At 63.3% G+C, this 12,178-nt stretch carries 15 protein-coding genes; 8 read left to right on the top strand and 7 right to left on the bottom strand.

Features of this window, described 5'->3' with window-relative positions:
- Positions 1-135: 135 nt before the first annotated feature.
- From ACFQX9_RS22165 to ACFQX9_RS22155, 3 genes are read left to right on the top strand one after another with little or no spacing between them, the layout of a single operon-like run.
- Positions 136-1,233 carry a DUF2336 domain-containing protein gene (locus ACFQX9_RS22165; protein WP_377790492.1) on the top strand — a complete coding sequence of 366 codons (1,098 nt, stop codon included), beginning with the start codon at positions 136-138 and terminating at the stop codon, positions 1,231-1,233.
- Entirely contained in the window at positions 1,230-1,550 is a 321-nt protein-coding gene (locus ACFQX9_RS22160) for a PilZ domain-containing protein (protein ID WP_377790490.1), read from the top strand. Before ACFQX9_RS22165 ends, ACFQX9_RS22160 begins: the two co-directional genes overlap by 4 nt.
- A 50-nt stretch (positions 1,551-1,600) precedes the next feature.
- Positions 1,601-2,722, top strand: a complete 1,122-nt coding sequence (locus tag ACFQX9_RS22155) for an HD-GYP domain-containing protein (protein WP_085353014.1) — start codon at positions 1,601-1,603, stop codon at positions 2,720-2,722.
- A 26-nt stretch (positions 2,723-2,748) separates the two neighbouring features.
- Here the strand turns inward: ACFQX9_RS22155 and ACFQX9_RS22150 are convergent, their stop codons facing one another.
- Entirely contained in the window at positions 2,749-2,952 is a 204-nt protein-coding gene (locus ACFQX9_RS22150) for a hypothetical protein (RefSeq protein WP_018456356.1), read from the bottom strand.
- Between the two features lie 131 nt (positions 2,953-3,083).
- Complete coding sequence (locus ACFQX9_RS22145) at positions 3,084-3,761, bottom strand: nitroreductase (protein ID WP_026233152.1); 678 nt, start codon at positions 3,759-3,761, stop codon at positions 3,084-3,086.
- Positions 3,762-3,889: 128 nt separating this feature from the next.
- On the opposite strand from ACFQX9_RS22145, the gene ACFQX9_RS22140 reads away from it, so the two are divergent.
- Complete coding sequence (locus ACFQX9_RS22140; RefSeq protein ID WP_026233151.1) at positions 3,890-4,852, top strand: alpha/beta hydrolase; 963 nt, start codon at positions 3,890-3,892, stop codon at positions 4,850-4,852.
- A 46-nt stretch (positions 4,853-4,898) separates the two neighbouring features.
- Here the strand turns inward: ACFQX9_RS22140 and ACFQX9_RS22135 are convergent, their stop codons facing one another.
- On the bottom strand, positions 4,899-5,270 hold the full coding sequence (locus ACFQX9_RS22135) for a nuclear transport factor 2 family protein (protein ID WP_377790487.1): 372 nt from the start codon (positions 5,268-5,270) through the stop codon (positions 4,899-4,901).
- Between the two features lie 103 nt (positions 5,271-5,373).
- On the opposite strand from ACFQX9_RS22135, the gene ACFQX9_RS22130 reads away from it, so the two are divergent.
- On the top strand, positions 5,374-5,937 hold the full coding sequence (locus ACFQX9_RS22130) for a TetR/AcrR family transcriptional regulator (protein ID WP_018456352.1): 564 nt from the start codon (positions 5,374-5,376) through the stop codon (positions 5,935-5,937).
- A 15-nt stretch (positions 5,938-5,952) separates the two neighbouring features.
- On the opposite strand, the gene ACFQX9_RS22125 is transcribed toward ACFQX9_RS22130, so the two are convergent.
- Complete coding sequence (locus tag ACFQX9_RS22125; protein ID WP_018456351.1) at positions 5,953-6,423, bottom strand: cupin domain-containing protein; 471 nt, start codon at positions 6,421-6,423, stop codon at positions 5,953-5,955.
- Positions 6,424-6,626: 203 nt separating this feature from the next.
- Here ACFQX9_RS22125 and ACFQX9_RS22120 point away from each other — a divergent pair, with 203 nt between their 5' ends.
- Positions 6,627-6,875 carry a hypothetical protein gene (locus ACFQX9_RS22120; RefSeq protein ID WP_018456350.1) on the top strand — a complete coding sequence of 83 codons (249 nt, stop codon included), beginning with the start codon at positions 6,627-6,629 and terminating at the stop codon, positions 6,873-6,875.
- 223 nt (positions 6,876-7,098) lie between these two features.
- Complete coding sequence (locus ACFQX9_RS22115) at positions 7,099-8,190, top strand: type II asparaginase (protein ID WP_275974687.1); 1,092 nt, start codon at positions 7,099-7,101, stop codon at positions 8,188-8,190.
- Positions 8,191-8,319: 129 nt separating this feature from the next.
- On the opposite strand, the gene ACFQX9_RS22110 is transcribed toward ACFQX9_RS22115, so the two are convergent.
- Positions 8,320-9,195, bottom strand: a complete 876-nt coding sequence (locus ACFQX9_RS22110; RefSeq protein WP_247368659.1) for an MBL fold metallo-hydrolase — start codon at positions 9,193-9,195, stop codon at positions 8,320-8,322.
- Positions 9,196-9,328: 133 nt separating this feature from the next.
- Here ACFQX9_RS22110 and ACFQX9_RS22105 point away from each other — a divergent pair, with 133 nt between their 5' ends.
- Positions 9,329-9,862, top strand: coding sequence for a transposase (locus ACFQX9_RS22105; protein WP_026233149.1), 534 nt, complete (start codon positions 9,329-9,331; stop codon positions 9,860-9,862).
- A gap of 163 nt (positions 9,863-10,025) precedes the next feature.
- Here the strand turns inward: ACFQX9_RS22105 and ACFQX9_RS22100 are convergent, their stop codons facing one another.
- Positions 10,026-11,648, bottom strand: a complete 1,623-nt coding sequence (locus tag ACFQX9_RS22100) for an ABC-F family ATP-binding cassette domain-containing protein (protein ID WP_204511036.1) — start codon at positions 11,646-11,648, stop codon at positions 10,026-10,028.
- 175 nt (positions 11,649-11,823) lie between these two features.
- Positions 11,824-12,165, bottom strand: coding sequence for a hypothetical protein (locus ACFQX9_RS22095; RefSeq protein ID WP_157642967.1), 342 nt, complete (start codon positions 12,163-12,165; stop codon positions 11,824-11,826).
- Positions 12,166-12,178 lie beyond the last annotated feature (13 nt).

The following is a 12,178-nucleotide window of genomic DNA, read 5'->3' as shown; positions in this document are numbered from 1 at the left end:
TTTCGATAGCGTTTTCCGTGTGGCCAGCGGTGCAGATATACCTAGACGAGCAAAATCCAAACTTCAAATTAACGTCTGTCGGGCGGAATAGGTGCAGTTCGATAGTCCAAATTAATTTTAGGTCAGGCCCCTGCCATGATGGCAAATTCGCCTGCTGATGTTCTTGCTGAATTGGAAGAGGTGGTCGCAACCTACCCACCGCACCGTTGCGCACGCATTCTCGCCGGCATGGTGCAGTTGCTCACTGGCAGCCGCGGCCACTGCCGGGAATTGCTCGTCAACGTGGTCGACGGTGTTCTGCTGCGATTGACGGAACGGGTCGAGGCCAGCGCACTGGTTCAGCTCAGCACGGCGCTCGCGGAACTTGACATCGCGCCTCCCGAAACATTGTGGCGTCTCGCCTCGCACGATAGTCCGGACGTGGCATGTCCTGTGTTGCTCAAGTCGCGTGCACTTTCCGCAGCCGATCTCGAGGCTGTCATTGACTCCCGTGGCGAGTGGCATCGACGCGCGATCGCCGCGCGCAGCGACATCGCGCCGACGGTGACTGAGGCGCTGATCAAGCACGGCGGCCCGATCTGCCTTGACCTGATCAAGAACCAGGGAACGAAATTCTCCGACGCAGCCTATGCAGCGCTAATTGCCAAGGCCGACCAGGACGGCGAGATCGCGAAGGCGCTGGTGCTCCGGCCCGGCACGCCCGATCTGGTCGTGCGCAAGCTGCTCTCCGCCCCACCAGCCCGGAAGGCACCCGCCCCGTCCGTCGCAGCGCCGGTGCCGGAAGCGGAGCCGGCTCCGCCAAAGCGGCCTTGCCGGGCCGACTACGCGGGCGCGAGGCCGGAGATCGTCGCCCTCAACCGCGTCGGCAAGCTCAACGATTCCACGGTGAACCGCTTTGCGATCCGCGGCGAGACGGCCAATTTGTTCACGGCGCTGTCGGTGCTTTCAGGGGCGCCGCTCGAAATTATCGAGCATGTCGCGAGCGATGACGATTGCGAGGGGCTGGTCATGGCGTGCCGGGCGTCGCGGCTAAACTGGCAGACCACCCTTACCATCCTGAGCAACCGCAGCGGAAAAAGGCTCTCCTATTCCGAGCGCGAGCGCGCGCAACGGATCTTCGAGACGCTGCTTCTGTCCACCAGCCAATGGACAGTGCGATGGGGGCAAATAGTAGCAAACGCCAGCACAGGCGACCCGGGAAATTGCAGCCCGAAGATGGGGGTTAGCCGATGAAGTTCGACGGTCGCAAAGCGATGCGCGTAAAAATGGATCACAAGCAGCCTGTCAATCTAATGGGCTCGGACGGCACTTGGCGGCGCAGTTGCGTTTTGCTCGACATATCGCAAAGCGGTGCCAAGATCGAGGTCGAGGGCACGCTCGACGTGCTCCAGGCCAAGGAATTCTTCCTGCTGCTGTCCTCGACGGGGCTCGCCTACCGGCGCTGCGAACTGGTCTGGATCGACGGCACCACGGCCGGCGTGCACTTCGTCACCGCAGACGGCAAGAAGAAACCGGCAGCCTCTGTGCAGGCTGCCGCTCAGAACACATAGGCCCAAGGATTCATCAGCCCGATCCAACTCCAGCATGATTCAGGTCAACCGTGCAGAACGCGCGAACTATATCCCGCCCCGTCAAAGGCGACGGCGGCATCCGAGAGAAGGAAGCGGCACGCCCATTCGTGCATGTGCTGGCTGACTCCTCGGAAAAATTGTCGAGCGTCTGTTCGATTCTCGAGCAACGGTTTGCCGTCGCAGGCGAACGGCTCGACGCAGAAGCCAAGCTGTCCCAGATGCCGTTCGCGATCGTCATCCGTGCGGAATTGCGTGACGTCCACACCATCGCGGCCATCAAGAAACGAGCCATAAAGTTCGCAAAGGCAACGAAGCGCATCTTCCTGGTCGAGCACCCCTCTCACATGAGTATCTCGCAGGCCTACGCGCTCGGGGCCACGCTCGTCCTTCCCGGGACGATCGACAAGATCAAGCTGCTGGCAGCGCTGGCTGATTCCGCCGAAGAGGCGTCTGCTTCCTCAGGTCAGGCGCCGCAGCAGGACAATGCCGTCGAGGCCGCGGCGACGGCGATCGCGTCGATGTTCACGGCCGTCGCGCTCGGCGAGCCCATCGATGTCGACGGCACGAAGGAAGCCGGCCGCAAGATCGCTGATCGCATCACCCAGCATGGCTTGTCCGAGTGGCTCACCACTGTGCGGCGCCACCACGAGGGAACCTACCAGCACTGCCTGCTCGTGACCGGCGTTGCGATCGACTTCGGACTGAGTCTCGGTGTGGGCCGCGCCGATCTCGAGCGGCTGTATTCGGCGGCCATGTTCCACGACCTCGGCAAGGCCCGGATCCCGCTTGCCATCCTCGACAAGCCCGGCCGTCTCGATCCGGCCGAACGTGCCATGATCGAGACTCACCCGATTGCGGGTTACGATTTCCTGAAAGACCACGACAATATCTCACCGGAGATCCTCGATGCCGTGCGGCATCATCACGAATTTCTTGACGGCAGCGGCTATCCGGATGCACTCGGGGCCGAGAGTATTGGCGACATCGTGCGGATTCTCACGATCTCGGACATCTTCGCGGCCCTGATCGAGTATCGGCACTACAAGCCGACGCTGCCACGCAGCGAAGCCTATGACATCCTATGCGGGATGAGCGGAAAGTTGGAGAAGGCGCTGCTGACCGCGTTCAGGCAGGTCGCTCTCACGAGGTAAGCGCAGCAACCCGTCTCGACCCCAGTCTAGTGCGCGGCGCGATGTCTGGTGCGGCGCGGAACGGTCCGGCAGGCGAGCCCTTCGGCCAGCAGCTTCATGTCCTCGTGCCGGCCGCTGCGGATCAGCCGGCCGAACTCTTCGGGTGTGAAAGGAAGACTTGGATCATCATCGATCGGACGCCGCACTCGCGGGCCGAAGAACCGTCGAACCAGGCTAGCGAGCCGCCGCATGTCAATTCCCTCGCGCCAGCATCAAACCTTTCAGTCCGCACATTGTTCCTCCTGCACGATCGAGATTGCAAGAGGCCGCCAAGCGGTCCGCACCAAAAATTTCGGCGAGAGAATAATCTCCTCTGCCCGCACTACTCGGCGAATCCGACGTAGCGCACGAAATCGTCGTTGCCCTCGCGATCGGAGCGCACCGCGTTCGCGGCAAAGTTGTCGTCAGGATAGCCCATCGCGACGCAGGTCATGATCACCTCGTCCTCCGGAATGTTTACGACCTCGCGCACGATGTCAGAGCGCATGATGCCCTGCCCGTTGATCACCGAACCGAGACCGCGGTCCCAGGCCGCGAGCACGATGCCGTAGCAGAGCGCGCCCAGGTCGAAATGGCAGACCGCGCCGGGATCGAGCACGCGGTCATAGGTCAAGACCAGCGACACCGGCGCATCGAACTGGCGGAAGCCGCGCAGCACCCAGTCCTGCCGCATCGGCTTGTCGTCGCGCGCGATCCCCATCGCGCCGAACAGTTTCTTGGCGACGTCGACTTGCCGGGTCCGGTGCACGCCCTGATACTCGCCGTGACTGACGATGTCGCGCTTCACCTTGGCGCCGCCAACCATCTCCTCCATGTTGCGTCGGCGCAGCCGTTCCAGCGGACCGCCCGTGAGCACGTGGACGTGCCAGGGCTGGGTGTTCATCGACGAGGGCGCACGCTTGGCGCTGTCGATGATCGCTTCGATCACCGCGCGCGGCACCGGCTCGTTCCTGAAGCCGCGCACGCTGCGGCGCGACTGAACCAGCGTTTCGAATTCCACCTCAAGACCTCCCTGCCCGTTCATCCCCTGGCGCGCCAACACGCGAGCGGTTGCCGATGCGGCGCGCAATATCTATGCTAACCCGCAAGCAAGACCAAGAACCCTGTGAGGATCCCATGAAAGCCAACATGGCTGCACCGCTCGATCCCGTCATCGCCCAGATCATTCCGCTGCTGCCGATGCGCGATGCCACGACGATGACGCCACAGAGCGCCCGCGATTCCTTGCGTGCACTGGCTGCCTCACGCGCGGCCATAGCGCCACCACCGGTCGACATCATCGCGGATATCAAGGTGAAAGGCGGCGCCGGTCCGCTGGATGCACGGGTCTACCGCGTCGGCACCACGCCGGCGCCGACCGTGGTGTTCTTCCATGGTGGCGGCTGGGTCGCGGGCGACCTCGAGACCCACGACCGGCAGGCACGCAACCTTGCGATCGAGACGGGCGCGGTCGTCGTCTCCGTCGATTATCGCCGTCCGCCCGAAACGCGTTTTCCCGGCGCGTTCGAGGACGCCTTTGCCGCGGTCAGCGACGTGTTTGGCCGCGTCGCGGAATTTGGCGGCGATGCAAAACGCTTCGGCGTTGCCGGCGACAGCGCCGGCGGCAATCTCGCCGCCACCACCGCGATCGCCTGCCGCGACGCCGGCATCAAGCTCGCGGCGCAACTCCTGGTCTACCCCGTGACCGACGTCCTCGGGAGTTATGCGGACGCGCGCGAGAACGCACGCTTCCCCTCGCGCGCCGAGAATGCCGAAGGCTACTTCCTCTCGCGCGCCGTGATGGAGTGGTTTTGCGGTCATTATCTCGCCGATCCCTCTCATGCGACCGACTGGCGCGTTTCACCGCTGCGCGCGGCTTCGCTCGCCGGCGTCGCGCCCGCGATCGTCACCACCGCCTGGTTCGATCCCCTGCGCGACGAAGGTGCAGCCTACGCACGGGCGCTGGAGGCAGCCGGTGTGCCGGTGAAGCATCATGAAGGCCCCGGCCTGATCCACGGCTATTTCGGCCTCGGCGACGCCTCCGAGGTGGCGCGAGCCGAAGCGCAGCGCGCACGCGCGGACTTCAAGGCGCTTCTCGCGCGCGGCGCCTGAGGGCGATATCCGGAGCGGCAGGATCGACCGCCGCGCCGGCCGGCGTTCAGGACTTGGCAGCGGGCACCTCGAAGAAGCCCGTCGCCTGAACGAGGCGGCCATCGTCGCCGAAACGGCCGAAGCTCTCGCCCGTGACGAACACGCGACCGGCGCCGTCATACATCGTCCAGCGAAAAAGCCCTTGATCATGGTGCTCGAGGAAGCTGTCATTCCTGAAATGCGCGCCAGGAAACTTGAGCTGGGTTTGACCGATGCGCGCCATCAAGGCGTCGCGTCCCTCAACCTGCGAGCCCGGATCGGTATACACGCAGTCCGCGACCACGCTTTGCTCGAGCAGCCGACGCCGCTCGTCCTCATCGATGGGTCCCCACGCCGCCTGATAGGTGTTCCAGGTCTTCAGTCGCGCTTCATCGTCCATCTCGCAGAACCTCTCGTGGCTTCATGCCGCTTTCGGTCATTTTGACAATTATTGATACTTTGTCAATATGACCCGACGTTCAGTTCCGACGCTTGTGAGGCTCATGGCTCGTTCCAGCATTTCGAAAGAAGAGCTCGCCGTCGAGGCTGCGACGGAGGTCTTCTCCCGCTACGGCCATGCCCGCACGACGATGGGCGACATCGCCGCCAGGGCGGGAATGTCGCGGCCGGCGCTGTATTTGCTCTTCCCCGACAAGGACGCCGTGTTCGCGGCGGTGATCCAGCGAATGGACGAGCAGAAGCATCGGGAGATCAGGGCCGCAATCGCGCGCCTCGACGGCCTTCACGCCAGGCTGCTCCACGCCTGTAAATCCTGGGGATCGCATGGCTTCGACCTGATCGAGGCGCATCCCGATTCGGCAGATCTGTTCGACCTCCGTTTCCCCGCAGTTCGGAAGGTCTACGACAACTTCCAGTGTTTGGTCGCCGACCTCATCCGCGATCAGGTGAATGCCGCCGGGATAGCGGTTGAGCCGGAGGTGCTGGCGCGATGCCTGGTGTTCGGCATGCGGGGACTGCGCGAAACCGCCAGGAACGGCAAGGAGATGCGGCGGCTGATCGCCGTTCAGGTCACCACGCTCGTCAGAAGCATCAATGACGGCACTTGAGCTTCGAAGAGCCGCCTACCGCGCCTTCCCCGCCCGCTGCGCGTCGGTGTGCCCCCAAGTTTGGTCCCAATCCTGACCGGCGGCATCGACGACGCGGCCGTCGGCTTCGAAGAACTTGTTCGGCACCTGGAAGATCGCCAGGATCAGGGCGCCCTCCGGGCACCAGGCGGCATGCCGGCTGCCCGCCTCGCGCCAGATGAATTCGCCGGCCTTGCAGGTAATCCCCTTGGCCGGTCCCTCGTTGTCGACGAGAGCGCCCTCGATGACATAACTCTGCTCGACGCCGACATGCTCGTGATCGGGCAGCACCGATCCCGGCGCAAAGCGCATCAAGGCCGTCATCAGACCGCTGCTGCGATCGAACAGCAGCGTCTTGGCCTCGCAGCCGGGAAAGCGCGTCTTCTGCCATTCCATCTCTTGCGGCCGAACCAGGTGAGAATGCCGGTCAGAAGCGGCATCCGGCATGTTCGCAATCAGGGTCTCCATTACGATGCTCCCTTTCGGCTAAACTCGCCTGAAGCTAGCAGGATCGCCCGTCCCGGTCAGCGAGCAGTGCAGCAGGCGTCGGCCCTTTCGTACCCGCGGTCGGAAATCGCCAGCAAGACCGGGCGGCAGGCGCTCATCCAGCTTGATTGCGCCACGATTTCCGGCTCCAATCCGCGTGCCATTTCTGGTTTAGGGAGACAATCATGATGAAGCGGATTTTCCTGGCTGCGATCGTTGCCACGTTCGCAGCGGGTTCGGCCCTCGCGGAGGACACCTGCGAAAGCAAGGCGGTCGGCAAGGACGGCAAGGCCCTGGCTGGTGCCGCCAAGACCTCGTTCATGAAGAAGTGCAAAGCCGAAGCCTGCGCGCCCAAGGCCGTCAGCGCCGAGGGCAAGCCGCTCGCCGGCGCCGCCAAGAACAGCTTTATGAAGAAGTGCGAGATGGGCGCGTAAGGCGCCGCAAATTCGCTGCTGCTTTAGCGAGCAATCGCCAGACGAACTGCCACATGGCCGGGCTTGTCCCGGCCATTCGCGTGTGTGTTTCCGTGTGCCGGCTTCCAGACCAAATCATCCGAAAGCAGCGTCGCCCTAGACAGGAGCTCTCGACTGACCGATCATGCGGTGCTGAGCGAAACGGGGCGCATCGACAAGGCTTTCTAGCAAAGGGAACGTCAAGATGTGGCAACCTCGAGTGCGTCATCACTTCATCGCGGCAATGAGCTTGCTCTTCGCGCTGCTCATCGGACTTGAAGCCGCGAACGCGCGGGGCCCGGGACTGCCCAACGTCATGGTGCTCGCAACCGGCGGCACGATCGCCGGCAGCGGGGCGAGCAGCACCACCGTGGTCGGCTACACCGCCGCCACGGTGGGCATTGAGACGCTCCTGAATGCCGTCCCCGAACTGAAAACGGTGGCTAACGTCAAGGGCGAGCAGGTTTTCCAGATCGCCAGCGAGAACATGAACAATGACTACTGGCTCAAGCTTGCCAAGCGCGTCAACACGCTGCTCGCGCAGGACGACGTCGATGGCATTGTGATCACGCACGGGACCGATACGATCGAAGAAACCAGTTATTTTCTGGACCTCGTCGTCAAGAGCAAGAAACCTGTCGTCGTCGTCGGCGCGATGCGGCCGTCGACGGCGATCAGCGCGGATGGGCCGATCAACCTCTTCAATGCGGTGATCCTCGCAGGCAGTGACGAGGCCGTCGGCAAGGGCGTGCTCGTTGCTCTCAACGATCAGATCAACGCGGCTCGCGATGTCACCAAGAACAACACCTCGACGGCGGACACCTTCCGTACCCCGGAACTCGGCTTTCTCGGCTACATGCAGGGCAACAAGCCGTACTTCTATCGTCAATCGACGCGCCGGCACACGGCGGACTCCGAATTCGACGTCTCCAGCCTCGATGTCCTGCCGCAAGTCGACATCGTGTACGGCTACGCCAACATGAACCGGGTCGCGATCGACGCGTTTGTCGCCGCCGGGGCCAAGGGGATCGTGCATGCCGGCGTCGGCGACGGCAGCCTGGCTCGCCCCGCGGTCGAGCCAGCCCTCGACGAGGCCCGCAAGAAGGGTGTCGTGATCGTGCGCAGCAGCCGGGTTGGCAACGGCATCGTCGCGCGCAACGGCGAGGCCAAGGACGACGAGCATGACTTCGTCGTCTCGGATACGCTCAATCCTCAAAAGGCGCGTATTCTGCTGATGCTGGCGCTGACCAAGACGACCGACACCAAGGAAATCCAGCGGATGTTCTATACGTACTAGAGCATTCGACGCGCGGTCGCTCCACGAACTCGTCATGCCCGGGCTTGTCCCGGGCATCCACGTTCTTGTTTCGTGCAGCCATGGTCGTGGATGGCCGGGACAAGCCCGGCCATGACGGCGACCCAGTGGTCAATCCCGCTTGAAACGATAATCAAAGGCGGCGCCGAACGGCTTGATCAGCCCGACCGTCGGCGCCGGGAAATGAATCGGCAGGATCAGCGTGTCGGTGTCGGCGACGGAAGCAAAAAACTTTCGCCGCGACACCGCGGACTGCTTCGCATCCCAATCCGGCTTGGCCGACCAGTCCGGCTCGCGGCACTGGATCTGATGATGCATGAGGTCGCCGGCGACCACCGCGCGGCGCCCCTTCGAAAAGATGTTCACGCAGCAATGGCAGGGCGAATGCCCCGGCGTCGGCGTTAGCGTGACGGTGTCGTCGAGCGCGTAATCGTCATCGACCAGCAGCGCTTGGCCTGCCTCGACGATCGGCAGGCAATTGTCGCGAAACACGGTGCCGGGCGGGTTGCGGCCCTTGGCATGCTCGGCCTCCCAGGCCGCATATTCACCCTTGTGGAAGACGTATTTCGCATTCGGAAACGTCGGCACCCAACGGCCATCGCGCAAGGTCGTGTTCCAGCCGGTGTGGTCGATATGAAGATGCGTGCAGAACACGTAGTCGATCTGCTCGAAGCCGATGCCGAGCGCGAACAGCTCGTTGCGCCAGCGTTCCTTGCCGGGAAAATCGAACGGCGGCGGATGGCCCTTGTCCTCGCCGGTGCAGGTGTCGACCAGGATGGTATAGCGCGGCGTGCGCACCACGAAGGTCTGATAGGTGATGACCATCATGCCGCGCGCGGCATCGAACACCTCCGGCTCCATGGTCGGCAGATGGTGCCTGAACACACCCTCGTCATAAGCCGGGAAAAAATCCTGCGGCCGCCGCCACGGCCCCTCCCGCTCGATCACCGCATCGATGGTGATGTCGCCGATCCGGAGTTGCTTCATGGCTATTTCGCTCCGCTTTTTTGAAACAGCGTAGCGAGAGCCCCTGAAACGTGCAAGCAAGCGAATGGATTGCAAATCTCTCGATCTGGTTGTAGCCCGGATGGAGCGAAGCGTAATCCGGGAAGGTGCTCGCGTGGTTCGCTATCGGCGCAATCTTCTCCCTGGTGGGACCTTCTTTTTCACCGTGACGCTGGATGATCGAAGATCATCCGTGTTGGTCGATCATGTGGACAAGCTGCGCCACGCATTCCGGGTGGCGCGCGCTGAAAGGCCATTCACGATCGAAGCAATCGTGGTCCTCCCTGATCATCTGCACGTCATCATGACGCTGCCGGACAATGACGCTGATTTTTCCGGCCGATGGCGGCGGATCAAGAGCTCCTTCACGCATCAACTGGCTGTTTCAGGTGCCCCCATCTCCCGCAATCGTCGGGGGGAGTTCTCTCTGTGGCAAAGGCGGTTTTGGGAGCACACGATTCGTGACGACGCCGATTTCGAACGCTGCGCCGACTACATCCACTTTAACCCGGCCAAGCACGGGTATGTCTCTTCGCCGGCAGACTGGCCGCATTCATCGCTTCACCGCTACGTCCGCGAAGGCGTGCTTCCGCCCGATTGGGGAGGAGCTGGAGAGATAGTTGGTAGCTTCGGCGAACGCGAAGACTGACCCAGATTACGCTTACGCTCCATCCGGGCTACGAGATTTCCACGGACTCCTGTCGCCCGGATGAGCGAAGCGACATCCGGGGCCGGACCATCCGCAGCGCACGACTAGCCACGCGGCACGAAACCCGGATTACGCTTCGCTCCATCCGGGCTACCGCCGATCACTACGACCGCAATCCCGGCGCTTCCTGCCCAGTGCGCGCGACATATTCGGTGTAGCCACCGCCAAACTGGTGGATGCCCTCCGGCGTCAGCTCCAGCACGCGGTTCGACAGGACGCTGAGAAAATGCCGGTCATGCGAGACGAACAGCATGGTGCCCTCGAAATCCGACAGCGCCGTGATCAGCATCTCCTTGGTGGCGAGGTCGAGATGGTTGGTCGGTTCGTCCAGCACCAGGAAGTTCGGGGGATCGAACAGCATCTTGGCCATCACCAGGCGCGCCTTCTCGCCGCCCGAGAGCACGCGGCAGCGCTTCTCGACGTCGTCGCCGGAGAAGCCGAAGCAGCCTGCGAGCGCGCGCAACGAGCCCTGCCCCGCGGTCGGAAACGCGTATTCGAGTGACTCGAACACCGTCTGCTCGCCGTCGAGCAAATCCATCGCATGCTGCGCGAAATAGCCCATCTTGACGCTGCCGCCGACCGCTACCGTGCCCTCGTCCGGCTCGCTCGCCCCGGCGACGAGCTTGAGCAGCGTCGATTTGCCGGCGCCGTTGACGCCCATCACGCACCAGCGCTCCCTGCGTCGGATCATGAAATCGAGCCCGTCATAGATCCGCTTGCTGCCGTAGCCCTTGAATACCTTCTTGAGCGCCACGACGTCCTCGCCGGAGCGCGGCGCCGGCGGAAAATCGAACGCCACCGTCTGGCGGCGGCGCGGCGGCTCCACCCGCTCGATCTTGTCGAGCTTCTTCACTCGGCTCTGCACCTGAGCTGCATGTGAGGCGCGCGCCTTGAAACGCTCGATGAACTTGATCTCCTTGGCGAGCATGGCCTGCTGGCGCTCGAACTGCGCCTGCTGCTGCTTCTCGCTCAGCGCCCGCTGCTGCTCGTAGAACTCGTAATTGCCGGCGTAGGTGGTGAGCGAGCCGGAATCGATCTCGACCACTTTCGAGATCACGCGGTTGATAAACTCGCGGTCGTGCGAGGTCATCAGCAGCGTGCCTTCGTAGTCGTGCAAGAACTTTTCCAGCCAGATCAGGCTTTCCAGATCAAGATGGTTGCTGGGTTCGTCGAGCAGCATGACGTCGGGACGCATCAGGAGAATTCGCGCCAGCGCCACGCGCATCTTCCAGCCGCCGGAGAGTTTTCCGACGTCGCCGTCCATCATTTCCTGACTGAAGCCGAGGCCGGACAGCGCCTCGCGCGCGCGGCCGTCGAGCGCATAGCCATCGAGCTCTTCGAACGCGTGCTGCACCTCGCCGTAACGCGCGATGATCTCGTCCATCTGGTCGGCCTTGTCGGGATCGGCCATCGCGGTCTCGAGCTCGCGCAGCTCGGCGGCCACCGCACTCACCGGTCCCGCCCCGTCCATGACCTCGGCCACGGCGCTGCGGCCGGCCATCTCGCCGACATCCTGGTTGAAATAGCCGATGGTGATGCCGCGATCGGTCGAGACCTGCCCCTCATCGGGCAGTTCCTCGCCGGCGATCATCCGGAACAGCGTGGTCTTGCCCGCGCCGTTCGGGCCGACGAGCCCGATCTTCTCGCCCTTGTTGAGGGCGGCGGAGGCTTCGATGAACAGGATCTGGTGGCCGGCTTGCTTGCTGACGTTGTCGAGGCGGATCATGAGGTCTTTTTGGGGGATTGTTGCGTTGCAGCGTCATAGGCCATGCAGGCCGCCAGGGGAAGCCCGGCCGAGCCCGTGTTGTCTGCTCGGAGAGACCTTGGCCGCACGCCGAAGTTGCTGCCTGTGGCTGAAATGACGCACGCCGCCAGCAATGGCCTCGGCTGCGAACAACGGTTCATTGTTCCAGGGGTTCCACTCCGATAGCGTCGCCATGTCGTGCCGCCAATGGCCTGGCAGTCAACAAGACGTCAGGTGGGCAAGTGTCGGGATTTCGGCGGATTTCAACCAAGCGGGCAGCGTGGCTGGCTTCGACTGCCTTGGCGGCGACGCTGGCCGGTACGGCGGCGGCGCAGGCCGCAGATTCGACCTGGTCGACCAGCCCAGGCACGGGCGACTTCAACACCGCCGCCAATTGGAGCCCGGCCGTGGTGCCAACTGGCACCGCGTTCTTTGGCACCTCCAGCACGACGGCAGTTTCATTCTCGGCCGACGCCAGCTTCGGCGGCTGGACCTTCAACAGCGGCGCGTCG

The organism is Bradyrhizobium sp. GCM10028915, from assembly GCF_042666195.1.
In the GTDB taxonomy this organism is placed as follows: domain Bacteria; phylum Pseudomonadota; class Alphaproteobacteria; order Rhizobiales; family Xanthobacteraceae; genus Bradyrhizobium; species Bradyrhizobium canariense_D.
This window is presented reverse-complemented; position numbering and strand designations above follow the sequence as displayed.

Coding starts and splice junctions, on each gene's coding strand:
- ACFQX9_RS22165 (WP_377790492.1), top strand. CDS start 136: ATGATGGCAAATTCGCCTGCTGATGTTCTTGCTGAATTGGAAGAGGTG.
- ACFQX9_RS22160 (WP_377790490.1), top strand. CDS start 1,230: ATGAAGTTCGACGGTCGCAAAGCGATGCGCGTAAAAATGGATCACAAG.
- ACFQX9_RS22150 (WP_018456356.1), bottom strand. CDS start 2,952: ATGCGGCGGCTCGCTAGCCTGGTTCGACGGTTCTTCGGCCCGCGAGTG.
- ACFQX9_RS22140 (WP_026233151.1), top strand. CDS start 3,890: ATGGCTGCACCGCTCGATCCCGTCATCGCCCAGATCATTCCGCTGCTG.
- ACFQX9_RS22135 (WP_377790487.1), bottom strand. CDS start 5,270: ATGGACGATGAAGCGCGACTGAAGACCTGGAACACCTATCAGGCGGCG.
- ACFQX9_RS22130 (WP_018456352.1), top strand. CDS start 5,374: ATGGCTCGTTCCAGCATTTCGAAAGAAGAGCTCGCCGTCGAGGCTGCG.
- ACFQX9_RS22125 (WP_018456351.1), bottom strand. CDS start 6,423: ATGGAGACCCTGATTGCGAACATGCCGGATGCCGCTTCTGACCGGCAT.
- ACFQX9_RS22120 (WP_018456350.1), top strand. CDS start 6,627: ATGATGAAGCGGATTTTCCTGGCTGCGATCGTTGCCACGTTCGCAGCG.
- ACFQX9_RS22115 (WP_275974687.1), top strand. CDS start 7,099: ATGTGGCAACCTCGAGTGCGTCATCACTTCATCGCGGCAATGAGCTTG.
- ACFQX9_RS22110 (WP_247368659.1), bottom strand. CDS start 9,195: ATGAAGCAACTCCGGATCGGCGACATCACCATCGATGCGGTGATCGAG.
- ACFQX9_RS22100 (WP_204511036.1), bottom strand. CDS start 11,648: ATGATCCGCCTCGACAACGTCAGCAAGCAAGCCGGCCACCAGATCCTG.